General features: G+C 48.2%; 16 protein-coding genes. 5 read left to right on the top strand and 11 right to left on the bottom strand.

Annotated elements, in window-relative coordinates:
- Nucleotides 1-25 precede the first annotated feature (25 nt).
- The 5 genes from KGF70_RS04965 to KGF70_RS04945 all read right to left on the bottom strand — a co-directional run bounded on the left by KGF70_RS04965 (nucleotide 26) and on the right by KGF70_RS04945 (nucleotide 4,414).
- Complete coding sequence (locus KGF70_RS04965) at nucleotides 26-1,216, bottom strand: MFS transporter (RefSeq protein ID WP_105923368.1); 1,191 nt, start codon at nucleotides 1,214-1,216, stop codon at nucleotides 26-28.
- 61 nt (nucleotides 1,217-1,277) lie between these two features.
- Nucleotides 1,278-1,577 carry a helix-turn-helix transcriptional regulator gene (locus tag KGF70_RS04960; RefSeq protein WP_003637385.1) on the bottom strand — a complete coding sequence of 100 codons (300 nt, stop codon included), beginning with the start codon at nucleotides 1,575-1,577 and terminating at the stop codon, nucleotides 1,278-1,280.
- 236 nt (nucleotides 1,578-1,813) lie between these two features.
- Nucleotides 1,814-3,046, bottom strand: a complete 1,233-nt coding sequence (locus tag KGF70_RS04955; RefSeq protein ID WP_065674438.1) for an MFS transporter — start codon at nucleotides 3,044-3,046, stop codon at nucleotides 1,814-1,816.
- A gap of 327 nt (nucleotides 3,047-3,373) precedes the next feature.
- Nucleotides 3,374-3,796 carry an Hsp20/alpha crystallin family protein gene (locus KGF70_RS04950; RefSeq protein ID WP_216767846.1) on the bottom strand — a complete coding sequence of 141 codons (423 nt, stop codon included), beginning with the start codon at nucleotides 3,794-3,796 and terminating at the stop codon, nucleotides 3,374-3,376.
- 144 nt (nucleotides 3,797-3,940) lie between these two features.
- Entirely contained in the window at nucleotides 3,941-4,414 is a 474-nt protein-coding gene (locus tag KGF70_RS04945; protein WP_105920309.1) for a MarR family winged helix-turn-helix transcriptional regulator, read from the bottom strand.
- 109 nt (nucleotides 4,415-4,523) lie between these two features.
- On the opposite strand from KGF70_RS04945, the gene KGF70_RS04940 reads away from it, so the two are divergent.
- The 3 genes from KGF70_RS04940 (at nucleotide 4,524) to KGF70_RS04930 (ending at nucleotide 8,585) form a co-directional block, all read left to right on the top strand.
- Nucleotides 4,524-5,126 (top strand): NADPH-dependent FMN reductase, encoded by a 603-nt coding sequence (locus KGF70_RS04940; protein ID WP_209042288.1) that lies wholly within the window; start codon nucleotides 4,524-4,526, stop codon nucleotides 5,124-5,126.
- Nucleotides 5,127-5,190: 64 nt separating this feature from the next.
- Entirely contained in the window at nucleotides 5,191-5,385 is a 195-nt protein-coding gene (locus tag KGF70_RS04935) for a PspC domain-containing protein (protein WP_050337966.1), read from the top strand.
- 455 nt (nucleotides 5,386-5,840) lie between these two features.
- Nucleotides 5,841-8,585 (top strand): cation-transporting P-type ATPase, encoded by a 2,745-nt coding sequence (locus KGF70_RS04930; protein WP_216767845.1) that lies wholly within the window; start codon nucleotides 5,841-5,843, stop codon nucleotides 8,583-8,585.
- Nucleotides 8,586-8,744: 159 nt separating this feature from the next.
- Here the strand turns inward: KGF70_RS04930 and KGF70_RS04925 are convergent, their stop codons facing one another.
- From KGF70_RS04925 to KGF70_RS04910, 4 genes are all read right to left on the bottom strand, one after another.
- The gene (locus KGF70_RS04925) at nucleotides 8,745-8,987 is read right to left on the bottom strand and encodes an AbrB family transcriptional regulator (RefSeq protein ID WP_216767844.1); all 243 of its coding nucleotides are present in this window, start codon (nucleotides 8,985-8,987) and stop codon (nucleotides 8,745-8,747) included.
- Nucleotides 8,988-9,114: 127 nt separating this feature from the next.
- Entirely contained in the window at nucleotides 9,115-9,897 is a 783-nt protein-coding gene (locus tag KGF70_RS04920; RefSeq protein WP_216767843.1) for an alpha/beta fold hydrolase, read from the bottom strand.
- A 24-nt stretch (nucleotides 9,898-9,921) separates the two neighbouring features.
- Complete coding sequence (locus KGF70_RS04915) at nucleotides 9,922-10,632, bottom strand: hypothetical protein (RefSeq protein WP_216767842.1); 711 nt, start codon at nucleotides 10,630-10,632, stop codon at nucleotides 9,922-9,924.
- A gap of 217 nt (nucleotides 10,633-10,849) precedes the next feature.
- Nucleotides 10,850-12,214, bottom strand: a complete 1,365-nt coding sequence (locus tag KGF70_RS04910; RefSeq protein ID WP_050337973.1) for an amino acid permease — start codon at nucleotides 12,212-12,214, stop codon at nucleotides 10,850-10,852.
- 237 nt (nucleotides 12,215-12,451) lie between these two features.
- Here KGF70_RS04910 and KGF70_RS04905 point away from each other — a divergent pair, with 237 nt between their 5' ends.
- A complete protein-coding gene (locus KGF70_RS04905; RefSeq protein WP_216767841.1) occupies nucleotides 12,452-12,916 on the top strand; it encodes an NUDIX hydrolase in 465 nt (154 codons plus the stop codon).
- A 346-nt stretch (nucleotides 12,917-13,262) separates the two neighbouring features.
- Here KGF70_RS04905 and KGF70_RS04900 read toward each other — a convergent pair whose 3' ends face one another.
- Nucleotides 13,263-14,855, bottom strand: coding sequence for an HIRAN domain-containing protein (locus KGF70_RS04900; RefSeq protein WP_216786417.1), 1,593 nt, complete (start codon nucleotides 14,853-14,855; stop codon nucleotides 13,263-13,265).
- A gap of 371 nt (nucleotides 14,856-15,226) precedes the next feature.
- On the bottom strand, nucleotides 15,227-15,571 hold the full coding sequence (locus KGF70_RS04895; RefSeq protein WP_021338275.1) for a helix-turn-helix domain-containing protein: 345 nt from the start codon (nucleotides 15,569-15,571) through the stop codon (nucleotides 15,227-15,229).
- Between the two features lie 167 nt (nucleotides 15,572-15,738).
- Between KGF70_RS04895 and KGF70_RS04890 the strand changes: the two genes are divergently transcribed.
- Entirely contained in the window at nucleotides 15,739-16,764 is a 1,026-nt protein-coding gene (locus KGF70_RS04890; RefSeq protein WP_216767862.1) for a zinc-binding alcohol dehydrogenase family protein, read from the top strand.
- The last annotated feature ends 164 nt before the right edge of the window (nucleotides 16,765-16,928 follow it).

Below are 16,928 nucleotides of genomic sequence, written 5' to 3'. Positions count from 1 at the left end.
CATCTAAATGACCGTTTACAGCTAATTAGTCATAAATACTATCATGCCGGAAAATAATCGACCCAGCTAACGCGAGTAGTGCCGAGAAACCAATGGCGAGCCACAACACTGGCGCCCAGCCAAGTTGACCACCGAGCCAACCGAAAAGCACTGGCCCGATCGCAGCTAACAGGTACCCGGCTGATTGAGCCATCCCCGAAAGGTCGGCCGTTTCAAAGCCGTTCGTTGTTTTTTGCGTGAAGAAGACGACTGCCAAGCTGAAGGCTGCACCGGAGCCCAACCCGAGTAGGATGCACCATAAGGCTGACCACCCAAAGCTGGTCCCTGACATCAGAATGCCGCCGATACCTGCGATAAAGCCAACTCCAACGACCCAAATCATGGCCAAGACGCCGCGTCGTTTACCCGAACTTGTGGGAACGATAAAGGACATCGGTAGCCCGCTCAATTGCATAATCGTCACCAAATTACCCGCGACAATCGTTGAAAAGCCATGGGCGGTGAACACGGTTGGTAGCCAGGTCAACAGGGAATAATAAACTAAAGCTTGGAGGCCAAAGAAGGCGGTCACGACCCACGCTAAGGGCCGTCCCCACACCGAACCGTGCGTCACGACTGTCGAATCTTGCTCATCATTTGTCGCTACTGGTTCCCGATGGTTGTACTTCAAGTTTGGCAACCAGACGACCAGATTAATCAGCCCAATCACTGAAAGTACCGCCATCGTTGCCGGCAAAGACCAGTGTGCGGCTAGTACGCCAGAAATACCGGTCCCAAGTGAGCCGACTAGCAGCATCGACAATGTATACTGACTTGTTGCCACTGGGATCTTAGTTGGAAAGTTATCCTTGATGATTGCCGGGATCAAAACATTGCCACCGTCAGCACCAATGCCCACTAATAGCGTTCCGATAAACAGTGCCGCGATGGTTGGAATGACCCGCAAATAACTGCCAAGGGCCAGAAAAATCAGCATCACATAAATCGTCAGCTCGTTACCAAACCGGCGCCCCCAGTGCGCAATCAACGGTGACATGACCGCGAAAGTCAGTAATGGAATTGTCGTCAGCAGGCCGGCCATTGAGCTCGGCAGTCCCAGCGTTCGTTTCAAACTGCTAATAAGCCCTGGCATCATGGTGATGGGCAGCCGCATATTAGTTGCCGCCAAAATCATGCCCAGCGTCAAGTAGCGGCTATGTTGATGAGTCGTTGTCATATCCTAATATCTTCTTTCTATGTCGTTATTCGATATTTGTCGAACTAAGAGCCCAAAAAAATTACAGAGAATCCAAAAATCCTGGCAAAAAATGGTCAAAGGTCGCCCGTTGCAGTGACAAATACTTCGTCTGCGCTTCACGGCGCGTATTCGTCAGTCCCACTAAGCGTAGCGCTTTGAAATGATAGGAAACGGTCGACTTGCTAATGTTTAATTGCGCCCCCACTTCTCCGCAAGTCATTTCCCGCTGTGCTTGATACAGCACGCGAATGATCCGTAACCGATTATCATCTGCCAACGCCTTGAAAATTGCGACCCGTTGTTGATCTTCTTGATTTTGTTGGTTTATTTCGATATCCATGAAACAAAGGTTACACCCAATTTAAAATGAATGCAACTCGTCTTCACGGGTGAGGACGCAATCAGTGTTGTCACTTGAACGCTATGGACAATTCCGCTAACTAACGCATCACACCCTCCCCAAACCCATCAGAATCGAATTGATGGTTCTGAATCTAAAAAAGCAGTTAGCCCCAAACAGACTAACTGCAACAGCGAGTCGGCAGCGTTCGCTGTCAACATACTGCTTGATTCACGTTAAGAGGCGACCCGGTCGCCAGTCTTCCAGATACCAGGCACGAGCCACAAAATCAGCACTAAGTTGATCAGTAGTAAGAGCGCTGTCATAATAAAGACCGCATTGTAATTGAACCAGCCGGCGACTAAGCCCCCTAATAAGGCACCTAGCATATTACCGATGGCTTGAAACGATTGATTATAACTAAAAATCGTGGATGTTAAATTAACTGGCGTATTCTTAGTCAAGACCGTTTGGATTTCAGGGTATAGCGCCCCGTCAGAAATCCCAATTGCAAACCGTAAAATCCCTAATGCGACGACACTGGTGACGATGCCTTGTGGGAAATACATGATCACCGCAAAAATGTAGCCGAATAACAGGACTTTACCCGAGCCGTGGTGGTCACCATAACGGCCCAGTCGCGGTGCGGAAAAGATGTTTGAGATTCCTGGCAAGGCGGCAATAATTCCGGCCACCACCGTGATGGGTCCTTTATAATGCATCAATTCACGCACATACAGACTAATAATGGGCGCAATTGATGCATTCCCAAATTGAACAATGGCGGTCGAACAGAGCATCATAATGATCAGCCGGGGATTTTGAAACGCCGCCAACGGATTGCGGCTATCGCCAGGATTGCGATGATGCTCGACAGGTTTAAAGTGTTCTTGCACGAAGAAGAGGCTCAACAAAAAGGCCACTAGCAATAGGCCGGCCGTAATGAAGAACGTATTACGGATTGAAAACAGTTGGGCCAAGAAGCCCCCAATCACGGGACCGAACAACTGACCACTGACCGCACCGGTAATCAAGGTGCTCAATGCCCGACCACTATACTTACGCGGTGCTTGCGACGCCACTAAAGCCTGAGCATTTGAAATGAACCCAGCAAAGACCCCTTGTAACGCCCGCAAGGCAATCAGCTGCCACACATTCGTGACTAAGCCCATCAGCCCCATAGCAACCGCCATCCCAAAGGACGCCCGCAGTAGCATGATCTTGCGGCCCTTCTTATCCGCAATAATGCCCCACAACGGTGCTGAAATTGCCGAAATCGCGTAGTCGGCCGCGAACGCCAAGCCACTATAAAAGGTCACTTGGGCCTTGGTAAAATCACCTAACTGACTAACAAATAATGATAAGAACGGCATAATTTCACTGAATGCCATCCCAGCAACGAACGTACAGAACCATAAAACGATTAAATTACGATGCCATGGTCCACGTTCGCGTTCTGCGTCATCCACGCTCGTCATCTCCAAATCTAGTGTTACTAATTTTCAGTAAGTGTTATCACGATAAATAGCTTATCACACTTTGGGCGAGGTAGTGACAATTATTTCCCGGGAAATAAAGTCGTATTTCCGGGTAATTTATTGGCAAGCTGAGCTACCAGTATCGCCTTAACTAACGCTTAACCTCGGCACTAATCGACTTAGAATACATGGCAATTGGCTAGTACTGCTAACTTTAGGACTACTTGAATTTTCTGGCCTTCCGCACGGCACTCATTAAAGCTAAAAAAGGCACCACCGCCAAAATGCGATGGTGCCTTTTTTAGTGGGACTAGTTAATTACTGAATTTCAATGGTGCCATTATCGTCACTTGCTTGCGTCTTCGGCAACGTGATGGTTAAGACGCCGTCTGCTTGGGATGCACTGATTTTGTCCGCCGCAACGTTTGGTAACATGTATTGACGTTGCAACGTGCCAGTATGACGCTCGTTCATCACAACATTTTGTTGCTCGTCTTCATGGTCCACGAAACTATCCTTTTGAACCTTGATCGACAAGACATTGTCGCGATAGTCGAGCTTAACATCTTGCTTGCCAATGCCTGGGACGTCAACCTTAACTTGATATTGGTCATCAGTTTCACTGATATCCGTCTTCAAGACCTGATCCATATTTTCAAATGGTGTCCAGAAACTACGTGCCAACCGTTCAAACGGATCCATCATACCAAAGTCGTTCCGATTCATTAAAGTATTAGCCATACTAACAATCCCCTCTCAAAATTTAATTGGCTATTAAGACCGGCCAGTAATTCAAATCTTTGTTTGACCTTTCCTGACCTTCAATTAATATCTTAACAGCTTTTTGGGGGAATGCAACAATTTAGCACTCAACTACCAAGAGTGCTAAATTCTAATCTCGCGAATTCGTTTCATGAGGGTCACAAACCGCGCTAGCTCAGCATCCGAGTAGTCGTCAGCGATGGCCTGCGCCTGTTGTGCAATCGCCGCGTCCAACTGCGTATGCAACTGTGCGACCTGTTGACCGGTGGGCGTCAGTCTAACCAGCACTTCCTTATTATTCGTTAAATCACGGTACTTCACGGCTAAGCCCAGTCGTGCCAGCTTGGTCAACCCGCGCGAAATCGTCGCTTGTGATAATCCGGTCGGTGCGGGTAACGCCTTCGCCCGACTGGCGCCCACCTGTCCCAGAACCGCAATCATTTTAATATCGGTCGTCGACAGTTGCTTCAGGACTGCCTGTAGCTGTGGGTCCGTCGTTTGGCGCATCGCCCATTGTTTTTCTTGATCATCCACGCTATCCTGCGCAATAAATTGGTTTAATTCTGACATTAATTGATCGATCAACGTTGCCATCAGAAACACTCCTTTTTAATTCATGTGAATAAATGCTTGCTTAATCGAACCATCCAGCCCATAATACCATTTTGTATTCATGTGAATCAATAATTTTCTGGAGGCCATTAATATGGTAAAAATCGGTATCATTCTCGGTAGTACCCGCACGCAATCCAACGGCCGAGCCCTATTCAATTACTTACAAAGAAACCTTGATCAGTGGCAAACTGACGAGGCAATCACAACGGCATTCTTAGACCTAGCGCACTATCAGCTGCCATTCTTCGACGAGCCTGAGCCACCAATGGCTAATCCCCACCGCCAGCTTCCTGCCAATCAGCAGCAATGGCTAGACGACATGGCAGCCATGGACGGCTACATCATCCTAACGCCGGAATATAATCACGCGATGCCCGCAGGCCTAAAGAACGCCTTAGATTTTTTAGCCTTCGAAGGGTTGCGAAAACCAGTCAAACTGATCTCGTACTCGGATAACATGCGGGGTGGCCAATTTGGCGCTGCAGCGCTCGTCCCCGTCTTGCAACGATTAGGAATGGTGGTCCTGCCTAAACCAACACCCGTCGGCAACGTCCCCCAAACACTCCAAGCTGACGGACAAGTCATCCCGGACGCACCATTAGCCAGCCGATACGAAAGCGGTTTACAACGCGCCGTTGGTGAAATCGCCTACTATACAACCGTCCTCACGCAGCACCCCTTCTTGACTGATTAAATTGGTAGCGTTCCATGTCTAAACCTGCTACATTATAGTTAATATCAAAAGGAGGTATTAACTCATGAAAATCAATATTCATCGTTCTGCTACCAATCGGGTGCTGGCTGGTGTCATCGGGGGCATCGCTGAACATTTCAACTGGAATGCCAACATTACGCGCTTGGTATTCGTGCTTCTAGCCATCTCACCGATGTTTCCTGGTATCATTGCTTACCTCATCCTCTGGCTATTAATGAAGGATCCGGTCGAAAGCTAAGTTGTGGCGACGCACTAAACATCGTCACGCTACAGCTTGGATGCCGGGTTTAACCTGCTACAGTTATGACTTACTTACGTTTAATCATCAGATCAGATAATGAGTCCCAGTCGCCGCATCCTCAGCTAGTGTCTGCTGAAGCGATGCGACTACCGGAGCTCATTTTTACGCCTGTAACTGATTTTTACCCCGATTGGTGAAAAATAACGCGCCCACTGGTCTTTTTCAGCGACAAGGCTGTCAAAATCTGATATATTATTGCAACCAACGTAATAATTAGTCATGAATTTGTCAAATATTTTAATGGTAATCAACGTGATTGTTCGTATATAATATTATTTATAAGAGTTTTAATCAGAAAGGATGTGGCGAAATTGGCCTACTTAACACGCAATAAACGTCGTGATTTTACAGAACCTCACCGGTAATAATTTTATTTTTAAGGAGCGAATTGAATGATAAATGATGACAACAACCAGTCGTTGAGCGCGAATAATGAAGCGCAAAACGACTCTCAGAACCCTCCCGATGCGGATAACTTATGGCAGCTTGATGAATCAGCCTTAGCTAACAAGTACGCGACTGATCCTGAAAATGGATTGAGCACGGCTGAAGCTGCCGCCCGTTTACAACATAACGGGCGCAACGAACTGGAGACTAAGCGTACGTCGCGGTTCGTCCAATTCATCAAGCAGTTTAATAATAGTATTATCTACATTCTTGCTGCCGCCGCAGTATTGACGTTCTTCATGCACCACTATTCCGATTCTATCGTTATTGGACTGGTTATTATTGCCAACGCCATTATCGGTTACGTCCAGGAACGTCAGGCCGGCAACGCCCTCGAACGAATTCGTGAAATGCTGATTTCTAAAAACTTCGTCATCCGTGACGGTAAAAAGTTAGAAATCGACGCCCGCGAATTAGTCGTTGGGGACTTAGTCAACTTGGAAGCCGGTGATGCTGTGCCTGCCGACATGCGACTGATCTCCGCGGATAACTTCAACGTTCAAGAATCCGTTTTGACGGGTGAAACCAACCCGGTTGAAAAGCAAGAAGAACCGATGACTGACACGTCACTAGCACTGGCGGACCGCAAAAACATGGTCTACGCCTCAACTGCCGTGACGAGTGGTTCAGCCGTCGGAATCGTAACAGCGACCGCCGCCGATACCGAAATTGGTCATATCCAGCAATCCGTGAGTGATGTCAAAGAAACCACGACACCATTGATGCGGAACTTGAATTCACTGGGTGTCGGCCTCTCAATCGCGATCGTGGTTGCAGCGGTGCTGTTATTCTTATTAGGGATGGTCATGGACACCTACAGTCTACCAACCTTGCTAATTGCCGTCATTACGATGGTGGTTGGTTCCATGCCGGAAGGATTACCCGCTAGTACCTCAGTCGTATTAGCCATGGGGACCCGTCAGATGACGAAGAAAAACGTCATCGTCAAATCCTTACCAGCCGTGGAAACTTTGGGTGCCGTTGACATTGTTAACACCGATAAGACTGGGACATTAACTAAAAATGAAATGACGGTCACCAAAGTCGTGACACCTGAGCACACGTTTGACGTGACCGGGGTCGGCTATGATGATAATGGTGGCGTCAACTTCGATGGTCACTTAAAACTCAATGGTCAAAAGGTGGACTGGCATCAAGACAAAGCAATGGAATGGCTCGTTAAAATTGCGGGTCAAACAACTGACGCCGAACTGCATTTTGAAAACAATCGTTGGGAACTGACTGGTGAACCAACTGACGGTGCCTTAACGACGCTGTTTCGTAAGATGACCGGTCACGACCCAGAAGTTGACGAAATCGAGTCATTGCCGTTCGACTCCGCCTTCCGTTTCTCCGCACGACTAGCTGATTTAGACGGCCAACGCCTATTGATGGTCAAAGGATCACCAGCAACCGTCCTGCGTTTGACCGACCAAGCCAACCAAACGGCCTATTGGGATAACGCGATGGACGATTTGACTGCTGATGGTCTACGTGTCGTCGCGCTCGCTTACCAAGTCGTTGATGATGACGTTACTGATATCGACCCGAAAACGATCAGTGGTTTACACTTAGCCGGTTTCGTCGGCATCATTGACCCACCACGTGAAGAAGCTGCGACCGCAATCGCCGAATTACGGCAAGCGGGGGTCGACGTTAAGATGATTACCGGTGACCACCCTGACACCGCGATGGCGATTGCCAATAAGCTGAACTTGGCTGCTAACGTCAAGGCAATCACTGGTCCCGAAATCGACGCGATGGATGATCAGCAGTTGCAAGAACACATTGACGACTACAACGTCTTCGCGCGGGCCACACCGAACAACAAGCTACGAATTGTGCGTGCCCAACAGGCGAACAACCACGTCGTTTCCATGACTGGGGACGGTGTCAACGACGCGCCCGCCCTTAAGCAAGCCGATATTGGGGTTGCAATGGGAATCAAGGGGACTGAAGTTGCGAAGGAATCGGCTGACATGGTGCTGGCTGATGACGACTTCGCCGATATCGTCGCCGCCGTTCGTGAAGGTCGCCACGTCTTCGATAACATCCGTAAGACGATTCGTTTCTTATTACCAACGAGTTTTGCTGAAGGCCTGGTGGTCATCATTAGTATCTTGATGGGCCACGAATTACCGCTCTATCCGACCCAGCTGTTATGGATCAACATGGTTTCTGCGTTGACCATCCAGTTCGCCTTCATCTTCGAGCCACCCGAAGCCGGCATTATGGCACGGGGACCACGAAACGTGAAGTCCGGGTTATTGTCGAAGCTTGATTATTTCGAAATTGGCTACGTTTCCTTCCTGATTTCAGGACTCGGAATCTTCGCCTACGACTACTTGACCGCACTTGGTTTACCGAACGTGGTCGGTAGTACGATGTCACTGAACATCATCATCTTTGGTAAGATTTTCTACCTCTTCAACTTGCGAAACGACCACCCCGTCATTTCCAAGTATTTCTTCCAAAACAAGATGGCGTTCTACATTATCGGTATTCTGATTCTCCTCCAGCTTGGCATCATTTACTTGCCATTCATGCAATCCGTCTTCCATACGACCAGCATCAACTTCTGGTATGGTTGGGGCATCCCAATTGTCTGCGGGATCGTCGTTCTGATTGTGACCGAAATCGGGAAGTTCATCCGTTTCCGGCGAATGGGTAAAGACCGCGTGCTTGATTAGTTTAGTTGCCGAATAAAAACCGCTCGACCTGGTGGGTCGGGCGGTTTTTTGGTGTGTAGGGAAATTTAGATTACGGTCACCACCATACTAATCATGACCAGTATTGACGCTCCGTAAAAATCCAGATTAATCTTGTATAACTGTAGTACCGTTTCTACTTCATTTCCAAACGTTTTCTTTGCCAACCAGTTTCCCATTATCGGGTAAACTCATTTCTTTAAGCGCGGCTTGGAAGTCATAGTCAGGATTTTGTTCAAAGCTATTCTTATGTACCGGAATAAACGATAAGATTCCGGTGTCATCATCCATAACTGGCTGGTATTCCGCGTTCTCCTTAACATGGTAGTTCGCTGGTATCGGAATCATTAGCGAATGACCCTTTTTTTGTACTTTTACCGGCATTGTGAACATCTCCTTGATATATCGTAGAAGAAACCAACTATCAGCAAAAGTGCTGTGTTTCCTTGCACCAAAAACACAGCACTTCTTGACCAAATTAACCATGACGTTCGAGCAACTTATTTTAAGTCTACAGCGTCTTCAAAAACGCCAACAACGCCTCATTAAACGCTGCCGACTGCTCCGCCATCACAATATGACCGGCATCTGGAACCACGACGCTTTGCCCCAATGGCGCCATTTTAGCCGTCACTGCAGCGAAGTCTGAATCAAAGAATGGCGATTTCTCGCCTGCAATAATCAGAAATGGGACGGTGAGTTGCCGAACGATGTCACGCCAGTCTTGGACCGCATGGTTGACTAATAGTGGGAACATCAACTTGCCATCAAAGGGCGCCTGCTCTTCCACGGCCGTGACCCGCGCGTAAGTATCATCATCGATGTGTTTGAACGTCGAGTGACCGAGCGGCATCCGGAAATAGTCCGGAAAGTCGACCCACTGAACCGACTTGAAGCCGTATGGCCAGTCGGGGGTATTGATCATCTTCGGTGACTGGTCGACATCGATCAACGCCTTGATTCCCGTATCACCATATAGTGAAACGTAGGCAAACCAGGTCGCCGCACCCATTGAGTTACCTAACAGAATCGGCTGCTTTAGCTGCAACTTTTCAATTAATTCATGGGCATCGACGGCTCGGCGACTCATCCGCAATCCCTTAACCGTGTGCTCCGACAGACCTTGACACCGACCATCTAGATTAATGACCCGATAGCCTGCTTGCACCAATACTGGGATTTGGGCGTGCCAAATATCCTTCGAGCCACCAAAGCCCGTCAAAATAACGATTGGTTGCCCGCTACCCTGGTCCGTATAATCTAACTGAACATGGTCTGACGTTATGAAATGCATCTCACTCGCTCCTTTATTGACTGATCATTCAACATCGGCATTGAACTTTGCTGGTGCCAATTTATTCAACCGTTCCAGCCACTGTTTTGTCTTGTTATCCATCATCGTGCTCGTCAATGGATCCGGTTCCATGACGGTCGGCCCCAATAATTGAGCAACCTTCTCCCAGTCAACCCCATTTGCCGTTTGAATGCTGGTCTGTAGGCTTTGAATCTGGTCTGTCTGGACTTGTTGCAGTTGTTGCCGATTATTGTGGGTCATCGCTAGCATCGTGTTAACCGCTAACTGCTCGGTCAGACAGGCGCGCCACGTCTCAGTTGTCAGTGGTTCTACTAAACTAATCCGTTCTTGCAGCGGAACGGCAGGAACTTCTTTAGTTAAAAACGCCGTCCAACGGGGCATCTCCTGATCAAGCAGCGCATACCCCTGCCAAGGCAGTTGCCGATTGAATTGCTGCATTGCCTGTTTGGTGAGTGCTGTCATGGACCAGGTCGTTTGCTCGTCTTCATCTAGCAAATCTTGGGCATTCGCCAACCACCGCGACATGAAGCGTTGCATCGTCTGTCGCATGACTGGCCGCTGTTGGCCGGCCTGTGTTAAATGGTACCGCACCTGCAGAAATTCACCGACTGCACCAGGCCGAATCGCGCGCTGTTCCTGTGCTTGATGCCGCTGTTTTAATTGCCGGAGCCGCTTTTGCTTACTGACACCTGCATAACGTCCTTGTTTAACCATCTCGCCACCACTTTTCTGAGTTTTTATGCGCTCGTTTTTACGATTAACGTTGCTATTAACTTTGATAGCGACTTTGATATTATCTTTGATATTAACTTTGCTATTAATATTAATAGCAACGCAGTCTTAATAACGTTACCTAATTTTACCGCAACAAATGGCCAAAATAAAAGGTTCTTGCCGTTGCCAGCAAGAACCTTAATTGGTCCATCTAAAATTACAAGTTATCTTCCTTGTTCCCAGCATATTTGCGGAAATAAATCAGGGTCATCACGATCAAGAAGACGACACCGACTAAAATCGAATAACGTGTTTCTGGGTTGATAAACATAAAGAGCAACGTTAAGGCCAAGAAAGCTAACGTTAAATAATTGGAATACGGTGAAAATGGCATCTTGAACGGATGGTTTTTCATCTTAGCCGCATTTTGCTTCCGAAAAGCAATCTGACTCACTAAAATAACGACCCATGGCACCATTCCGGGTAGCACACTCGAACTGTAAACCATGACGAAGATTTCGCCGGCATCCTTGAAGAACATTGGTAAGACGACGTTTAAAACGACCCCAATCAGAATCCCAGTCGCAATCGCAATCACGGAATAAAAGGGTACCCCGTGGCGATTCAACAACGTCATCTTTTTCGGTAATTGATGACTTTCAGCCAACGTGTAGGTCATCCGACTCGCACTGTAGATCCCGGAGTTCGTCCCGGACAGAGAAGCGGTGATGACCACGAAGTTGATAATTGAAGCGGCCGCGGTAATCCCAATTTTCGCGAAGGTTTGCACAAACGGTGAGCCAATCTGGCTGAGTTGATTCCAGGGATAAATGCTGACGATGACGAAGATGGCGCCGACGTAGAAAATCAAGATCCGTGCGACGGTCGAACGAATTGCTTTGACGATCGTGCTTTGTGGATTTTCGGCTTCTCCGGCAGTGACCCCGATGAGCTCGATCCCTTGATATGATGCGAGAACAATGGCTAACGCGAACACGAAGCCCTTGACGCCACCAGTGAAGAATCCGCCATGCGTCCACAAGTTACTAATTCCAATCGGCTGTCCATGGTTCCCAATTCCGAAAATAATCAATCCTAATCCGGCAATAATCATCAAAATAATCGTAATCACTTTGATGAGCGAGAACCAGGTTTCCAGCGTCCCGAACATTTTGACCGAAATCAAGTTGGCCGCACATAGGAAGACGATGGCAATCAGGCCGGGAATCCAGTCCGGTAAGTTCGGCCACCAATAGCGACAATAGCCGCCCAGCGCAATCATTTCACTCATCCCGACGACCACGAATTGGAAGATATTGCTCCAAGCCGTGAGATAACCGAAGACTGGGTGAATGTATTCGGAAGCAAACTTGGCGAACGAACCGGTATTAGGGTCGACGTACAACATCTCACCCAACGCCCGCATTATCAGGTATAAAAAGGCCCCTGATACGATGTATGCAATTAGCACGGACGGCCCGGTCCACTTAATGGTCGAGCTCGAACCCATGAACAGTCCGACCCCAATCGTGCCGCCCAGTGCAATCATTTGCATCTGGCCCGTACTTAGTTTTCTCTGCATAAAATACTCTCTTTTCATAAATCAAAGAACTCACACCGCCCATAGCAGGCAGAATGGTATATAGCCTTTATCATAGCTAAAAAAACGCACCGACGCAAACGTATTTCCCGACACATGGTCAGAACGCACCCGATTTCACGCGGTTTCAGCTAACTCTGTAGAAATTTATCAACTCACCACTTTCAACGGCAATAATCGGTATAATAAGGGTAATCAAACTAGAAATGAGGTTTCGTCATGGCAAATTATATTAAAGAAATCCGGGCCTTAGTCGGTCACAAACCAATCATTTTAAACACCGCAGCTGGTATTTTGGTCAATGATCAACAACAAGTCCTACTGAATCTGCGCACTGATACGCATAACTGGAGCTTACCCGGAGGCTATTTGGAATACGGTGAGACGTACGCAGCAGCTTGCGTCCGGGAATATAAGGAAGATAGCGGGATCGACGTTGAAATCGTTGATCGCATCGCCATCTTCGACAAGGGCGAGACAGCTTATCCTAATGGCGACGTCGCCCAGACAATCAGTGCCCTCTTTTTGGTCAAACCAGTTGGCGGTCAAGCATTGACCCACGCCACTGACGAAACGCTCAAACTAGATTATTTCGACTTCGACAACTTGCCACCATTATTGAATCAGCAAAACGCCGACATGATTCACGCGGGGCAACAATATTTACAGGCGCATCCTCAGTAGACTCAGTGTTGATGCAATCAGTCCGACAGTGGATGCGCTGTTGATGAAAATCGGTCAACCCGTCATTCGACTATCACTTGGCGATTATCGTCACTCGTAGTCGTAGCAGTTAGTCGCGGTGGTCATCGATTGCTAGTGACTTCATCAGCGATAAGCGCGCTAAATAAAAACGTTCGCTGCTGCTAGGCGCGAGACGCTGCAGTTACGGCCCCTTTTAGACGCTAAATAGACGGTTCAAGAAAGCTTCCAATTCTTGAACCGTCTATTTTTGGGATTATTTGATTTTCTAGCCTAAACCGCCCATTCGGTGAGTGCCTCTGTCAGCCGCGAAAACAATTTTGACTATTCATTCAACATCGTCGTTCCAACCACGAAGAAAGATGCGTAACCAGTCGGGACTTTCGGTGGTGGGCGTCATTTGTGGATGCTCCGGGTCAGCGATGATTGCAATGCGGGCAATTGCCGTTAACGGTACCTGTTGAATTTCAAACATCGCATAGTTATAAAATGCCAGGCAACCAATTAGTTGGGACTCATCATCCTTAGTTGCCGTACTGAATAACTGCAACGGATAAATGACGTGATCGACCATCCCGACCGTGGGCTGATAATAGTGCATCGTCGTGATCTCATGATAGACGACCGCGTGAATCAAGGCTTGTAGCAACGTTTCGTCCACGTCTTCAGTGCTGGTGGCCGCTAACTGCACGTATTGTTGGTAATTGGCCAGTGCATGATAAGCTTGGTCTCCGAGCGTTTGGCAGATTTTTTCGACCGTAATGGCTGTCACACTTGGCTCTAAGCGCTGACCACCCTGATAATTAGGCAACGCCGACACTAGGATAGCAGCGAGCTCTTGCTGGGTGAAGGTCGCGTGCGTTTGACTCGGCGTCTTGGGTTGATACGGCACCACTGGTTGAGAAGTAAATTGCAAGGCCAGTTTTAGTGCCGGTTGCACCCGTGGATCGCCAAATGGGGCCCAGCTAACCATGAACCCAGCCTGTTCGTGTGCCTTGAGCTGGCCAACACGATAAATCACGGCCGCCTGACTGCCATCATCAACTAAATTATCATTTAAACCGGTCCGCGTTTGCGCACTGAACCCAACTACGTAGAAACTGCTAGCATTGGTCAATACTGCAGCCGAAACGCGTTCATCTTGCCACCGCTGGACGACATCCGCAGTAGCCGTGACTTGGCACGTGACGAGACTGTTGGCTGGAACTTGTGACCAATCCGGGGTGATTAAATAACGTTTGGTGACTTGCAAGGCATCATCCGGCGTCAACCAGGGCGACAGTGGCACGCGTTGATAATTGATAGGCCGACCATTGCACAGTACGACTAAAGTCCCTAATGGCGTTTGCAATAAGTGTTTGGGCATCGCCCCCAGTGAGGTTGATTGCGTCGTCAACTGTTGACGCGCCTGCATCGCTTCTACCGAACTTTCGCCAGTAGTCGTGCGCCAGACCATCACGGATAGATGCTGCTGCTTTTTGTCCAATTCGGTCACTGTGCCATACAACAGTTGACCTTGATCCATCAAGGCAGCGTAGGGCTGATTCTGGTAACGGGCAATATAACCCAGTTTTTCGTGCTGGCACGTCCATACCGAGATGGCATTATCATCATACTGATTGTTAGACTCGCGTTGCAACAGCACTGGCAAGCCAACTTCTAGTTCGGCCAGCACTGGAATGATATTGTCAATGTATCGTTGGCCAACGACCGCAACGGTATCCAAAGATAGCCCGGTTGCTTTAGTTGGTTTTTGTTCGGTTATCTGAACAATATCGGTTGCAGCAATCACCTCAACTGGTGCCGTTTCTGGTTCGATTGGCCGTGCCAAGATTTGTTGTCCCTGATTAACGACCGCAATCACGCGATATATCTTCTGCTGATTGGTCGTAATTCGCATACCCATTTCAATTTGTTTCACAATATCACCCCCACGTTCAACTTAAACTATCTCTATTATACGTAACCGCTATCATCATTGATAGTTTAATGAGTCGTTTCGCAATTTCAGCTTACATAGTCGGTCACTGGGGTAATACCTCTTAGCTGTGATGAAACAACTTGTGTGACCAAATGTTTCACGTGAAACATTCTGCGCCAGTTACACACTCGAGAAACTTGCGGTTAGAAAAGCCTCTTAGAACCAGCAACAACCAATCCTGCTAACAGGGCTGGTTTCACAGCAGTATCCTTACACCAACTCGACGCTATCCGTCATGTGCGCATCAGATCAAGCTACCAAGCCTAGTGCTAGCCCGGTTACTATAAGCCATGTCAGTTTGTGTTTCACAGTCAATCTGCTACTTGCCGTGCGTTATACAGCCGGCCCCACTTCTCCATTTCCATCACGACTGGCTTTAGCGTCAGGCCGAAATCAGTGAGGCGGTATTCGGTCTTAGGCGGAATCACGGGATACACCCGCTTGCTAATCAGTTGATCGTGTTCGAGCTCCTGCAATTGCAATGCCAGCATCCGCCGCGAACAGTCTGGCATTCGTTTTTGCAATTCGCTGAACCGACAAACGCCACTCGTTAACAAATGATACAAAATAACGCTCTTCCACTTGCCAGCAATCACTTGTAAGGTACTTTCAACCGGGCACCCTGCCTGGCAGTCAAAAATCTTTCTCGTATGCATACACAATCCCCATTTCTGATGGTTAACTTATAAGCAGTATACCATTCACGCGTCAGCCTGAGACCGTTACACGCTTGTAACTAAGTGCAAACAAATTCACGTCTTGTTTTTGACTCACAACATCGTATATTTAAGGCAGTCTAAGGGGGATGTTACTCATGAAGAAAATGAAGGCAGTTGGTTTCTATGCACCATTACCCATTGAATCACAGGACAGCTTACAAGATGTCACGCTTCCTGTGCCCGTCGTCAGTGGACATGACTTGTTGGTCCGAGTTGCGGCTGTATCCGTTAATCCAGTCGACGTTGGGGTTCGTCATGCCAAACGGCGGCCGCTTTCTGCACCAAAGATCATTGGTTGGGATGCTTATGGCACCGTGACAGCAGTCGGTGACCAGACCAGTCTGTTCAAAGTTGGCGACAAAGTCTACTATGCGGGCTCGTTCAAACGACCCGGCAGTGACAGTCAATACCAGCTCGTAGACGAACGTATCGTTGGCCTGGCGCCCAAAACCATCCGACCAGAAAAAATTGCAGCCATGCCGCTGACGGCCCTGACTGCCTACGAAGCACTATTTGAACAGTTACAGATTCCATTGACCGCGCCCTCACAGTCGCAACCCTCAAAGACGATTCTCATAATCAATGGTGCTGGTGGGGTTGGTTCCATTGCGACCCAGTTAGCGAAGTTAGCCGGCTTGACCGTAATTTCAACCGCCTCACGTCCACAAAGTATTGCCTGGACAAAAGCACACGGCGCTGATTTTGTCGTCAATCACCGCAATGACTTGGTCCGCGAAGTTCATCAACTCGGGCTAAAATACGTGGACTATATCTTGGAGCTGAACGACCTTGATGGCCATTGGAATGAAATGTGCGACTTAATCAAGCCATCCGGTCACATCGCTTCAATTACGGAAAACCACCGCCCCATCAATCTCAAAAAGCTGACTAAGAAACGTGGCACTTTTGCATGGGAGTGGATGTACGCGAAATTTTACTACGGCACTGATGACCTGCAGTCTCAACATGACATTCTCAATCAAATTGCGGCTTGGCTGGACCAAGGCCTGATTTCGTCCACCCTCACCAAAGCACTGACACCCATCAATGCCGCCAATTTGCAGCTGGCCCATCAGCTGGTTGAAAGTCATCATATGATTGGGAAAGTTGTGGTTAGGGGTTGGGATTAAGGGTGTGAGTCCCATATATTAAGTCACGCGAATACACACAGATTGAACAGTAAAATAATCACCCCGAGAATTTGTGGAGATTCTCGGGGTGATTATTTTCTCTAGCGCAAGGTCCTACTCGACGCACGCTATTCTGGTTCATTTACTTTAATCACTGTATCTCG

It is taken from the genome of Lactiplantibacillus sp. 7.2.4 (assembly GCF_018991185.1).
Lineage (GTDB): Bacteria > Bacillota > Bacilli > Lactobacillales > Lactobacillaceae > Lactiplantibacillus > Lactiplantibacillus pentosus.
The sequence above is the reverse complement of the archived record's forward strand: the minus strand, read 5'-3'. Positions and strand labels throughout refer to the sequence as shown.

Bases quoted from the DNA above. Each gene is read 5' to 3' on its own strand.
- KGF70_RS04960 (WP_003637385.1), bottom strand. From the start codon at position 1,577: ATGGATATCGAAATAAACCAACAAAATCAAGAAGATCAACAACGGGTC.
- KGF70_RS04935 (WP_050337966.1), top strand. From the start codon at position 5,191: ATGAAAATCAATATTCATCGTTCTGCTACCAATCGGGTGCTGGCTGGT.
- KGF70_RS04950 (WP_216767846.1), bottom strand. From the start codon at position 3,796: ATGGCTAATACTTTAATGAATCGGAACGACTTTGGTATGATGGATCCG.
- KGF70_RS04890 (WP_216767862.1), top strand. From the start codon at position 15,739: ATGAAGGCAGTTGGTTTCTATGCACCATTACCCATTGAATCACAGGAC.
- KGF70_RS04905 (WP_216767841.1), top strand. From the start codon at position 12,452: ATGGCAAATTATATTAAAGAAATCCGGGCCTTAGTCGGTCACAAACCA.
- KGF70_RS04910 (WP_050337973.1), bottom strand. From the start codon at position 12,214: ATGCAGAGAAAACTAAGTACGGGCCAGATGCAAATGATTGCACTGGGC.
- KGF70_RS04940 (WP_209042288.1), top strand. From the start codon at position 4,524: ATGGTAAAAATCGGTATCATTCTCGGTAGTACCCGCACGCAATCCAAC.
- KGF70_RS04930 (WP_216767845.1), top strand. From the start codon at position 5,841: ATGATAAATGATGACAACAACCAGTCGTTGAGCGCGAATAATGAAGCG.
- KGF70_RS04920 (WP_216767843.1), bottom strand. From the start codon at position 9,897: ATGCATTTCATAACGTCAGACCATGTTCAGTTAGATTATACGGACCAG.
- KGF70_RS04965 (WP_105923368.1), bottom strand. From the start codon at position 1,216: ATGACAACGACTCATCAACATAGCCGCTACTTGACGCTGGGCATGATT.
- KGF70_RS04925 (WP_216767844.1), bottom strand. From the start codon at position 8,987: ATGCCGGTAAAAGTACAAAAAAAGGGTCATTCGCTAATGATTCCGATA.
- KGF70_RS04915 (WP_216767842.1), bottom strand. From the start codon at position 10,632: ATGGTTAAACAAGGACGTTATGCAGGTGTCAGTAAGCAAAAGCGGCTC.
- KGF70_RS04895 (WP_021338275.1), bottom strand. From the start codon at position 15,571: ATGCATACGAGAAAGATTTTTGACTGCCAGGCAGGGTGCCCGGTTGAA.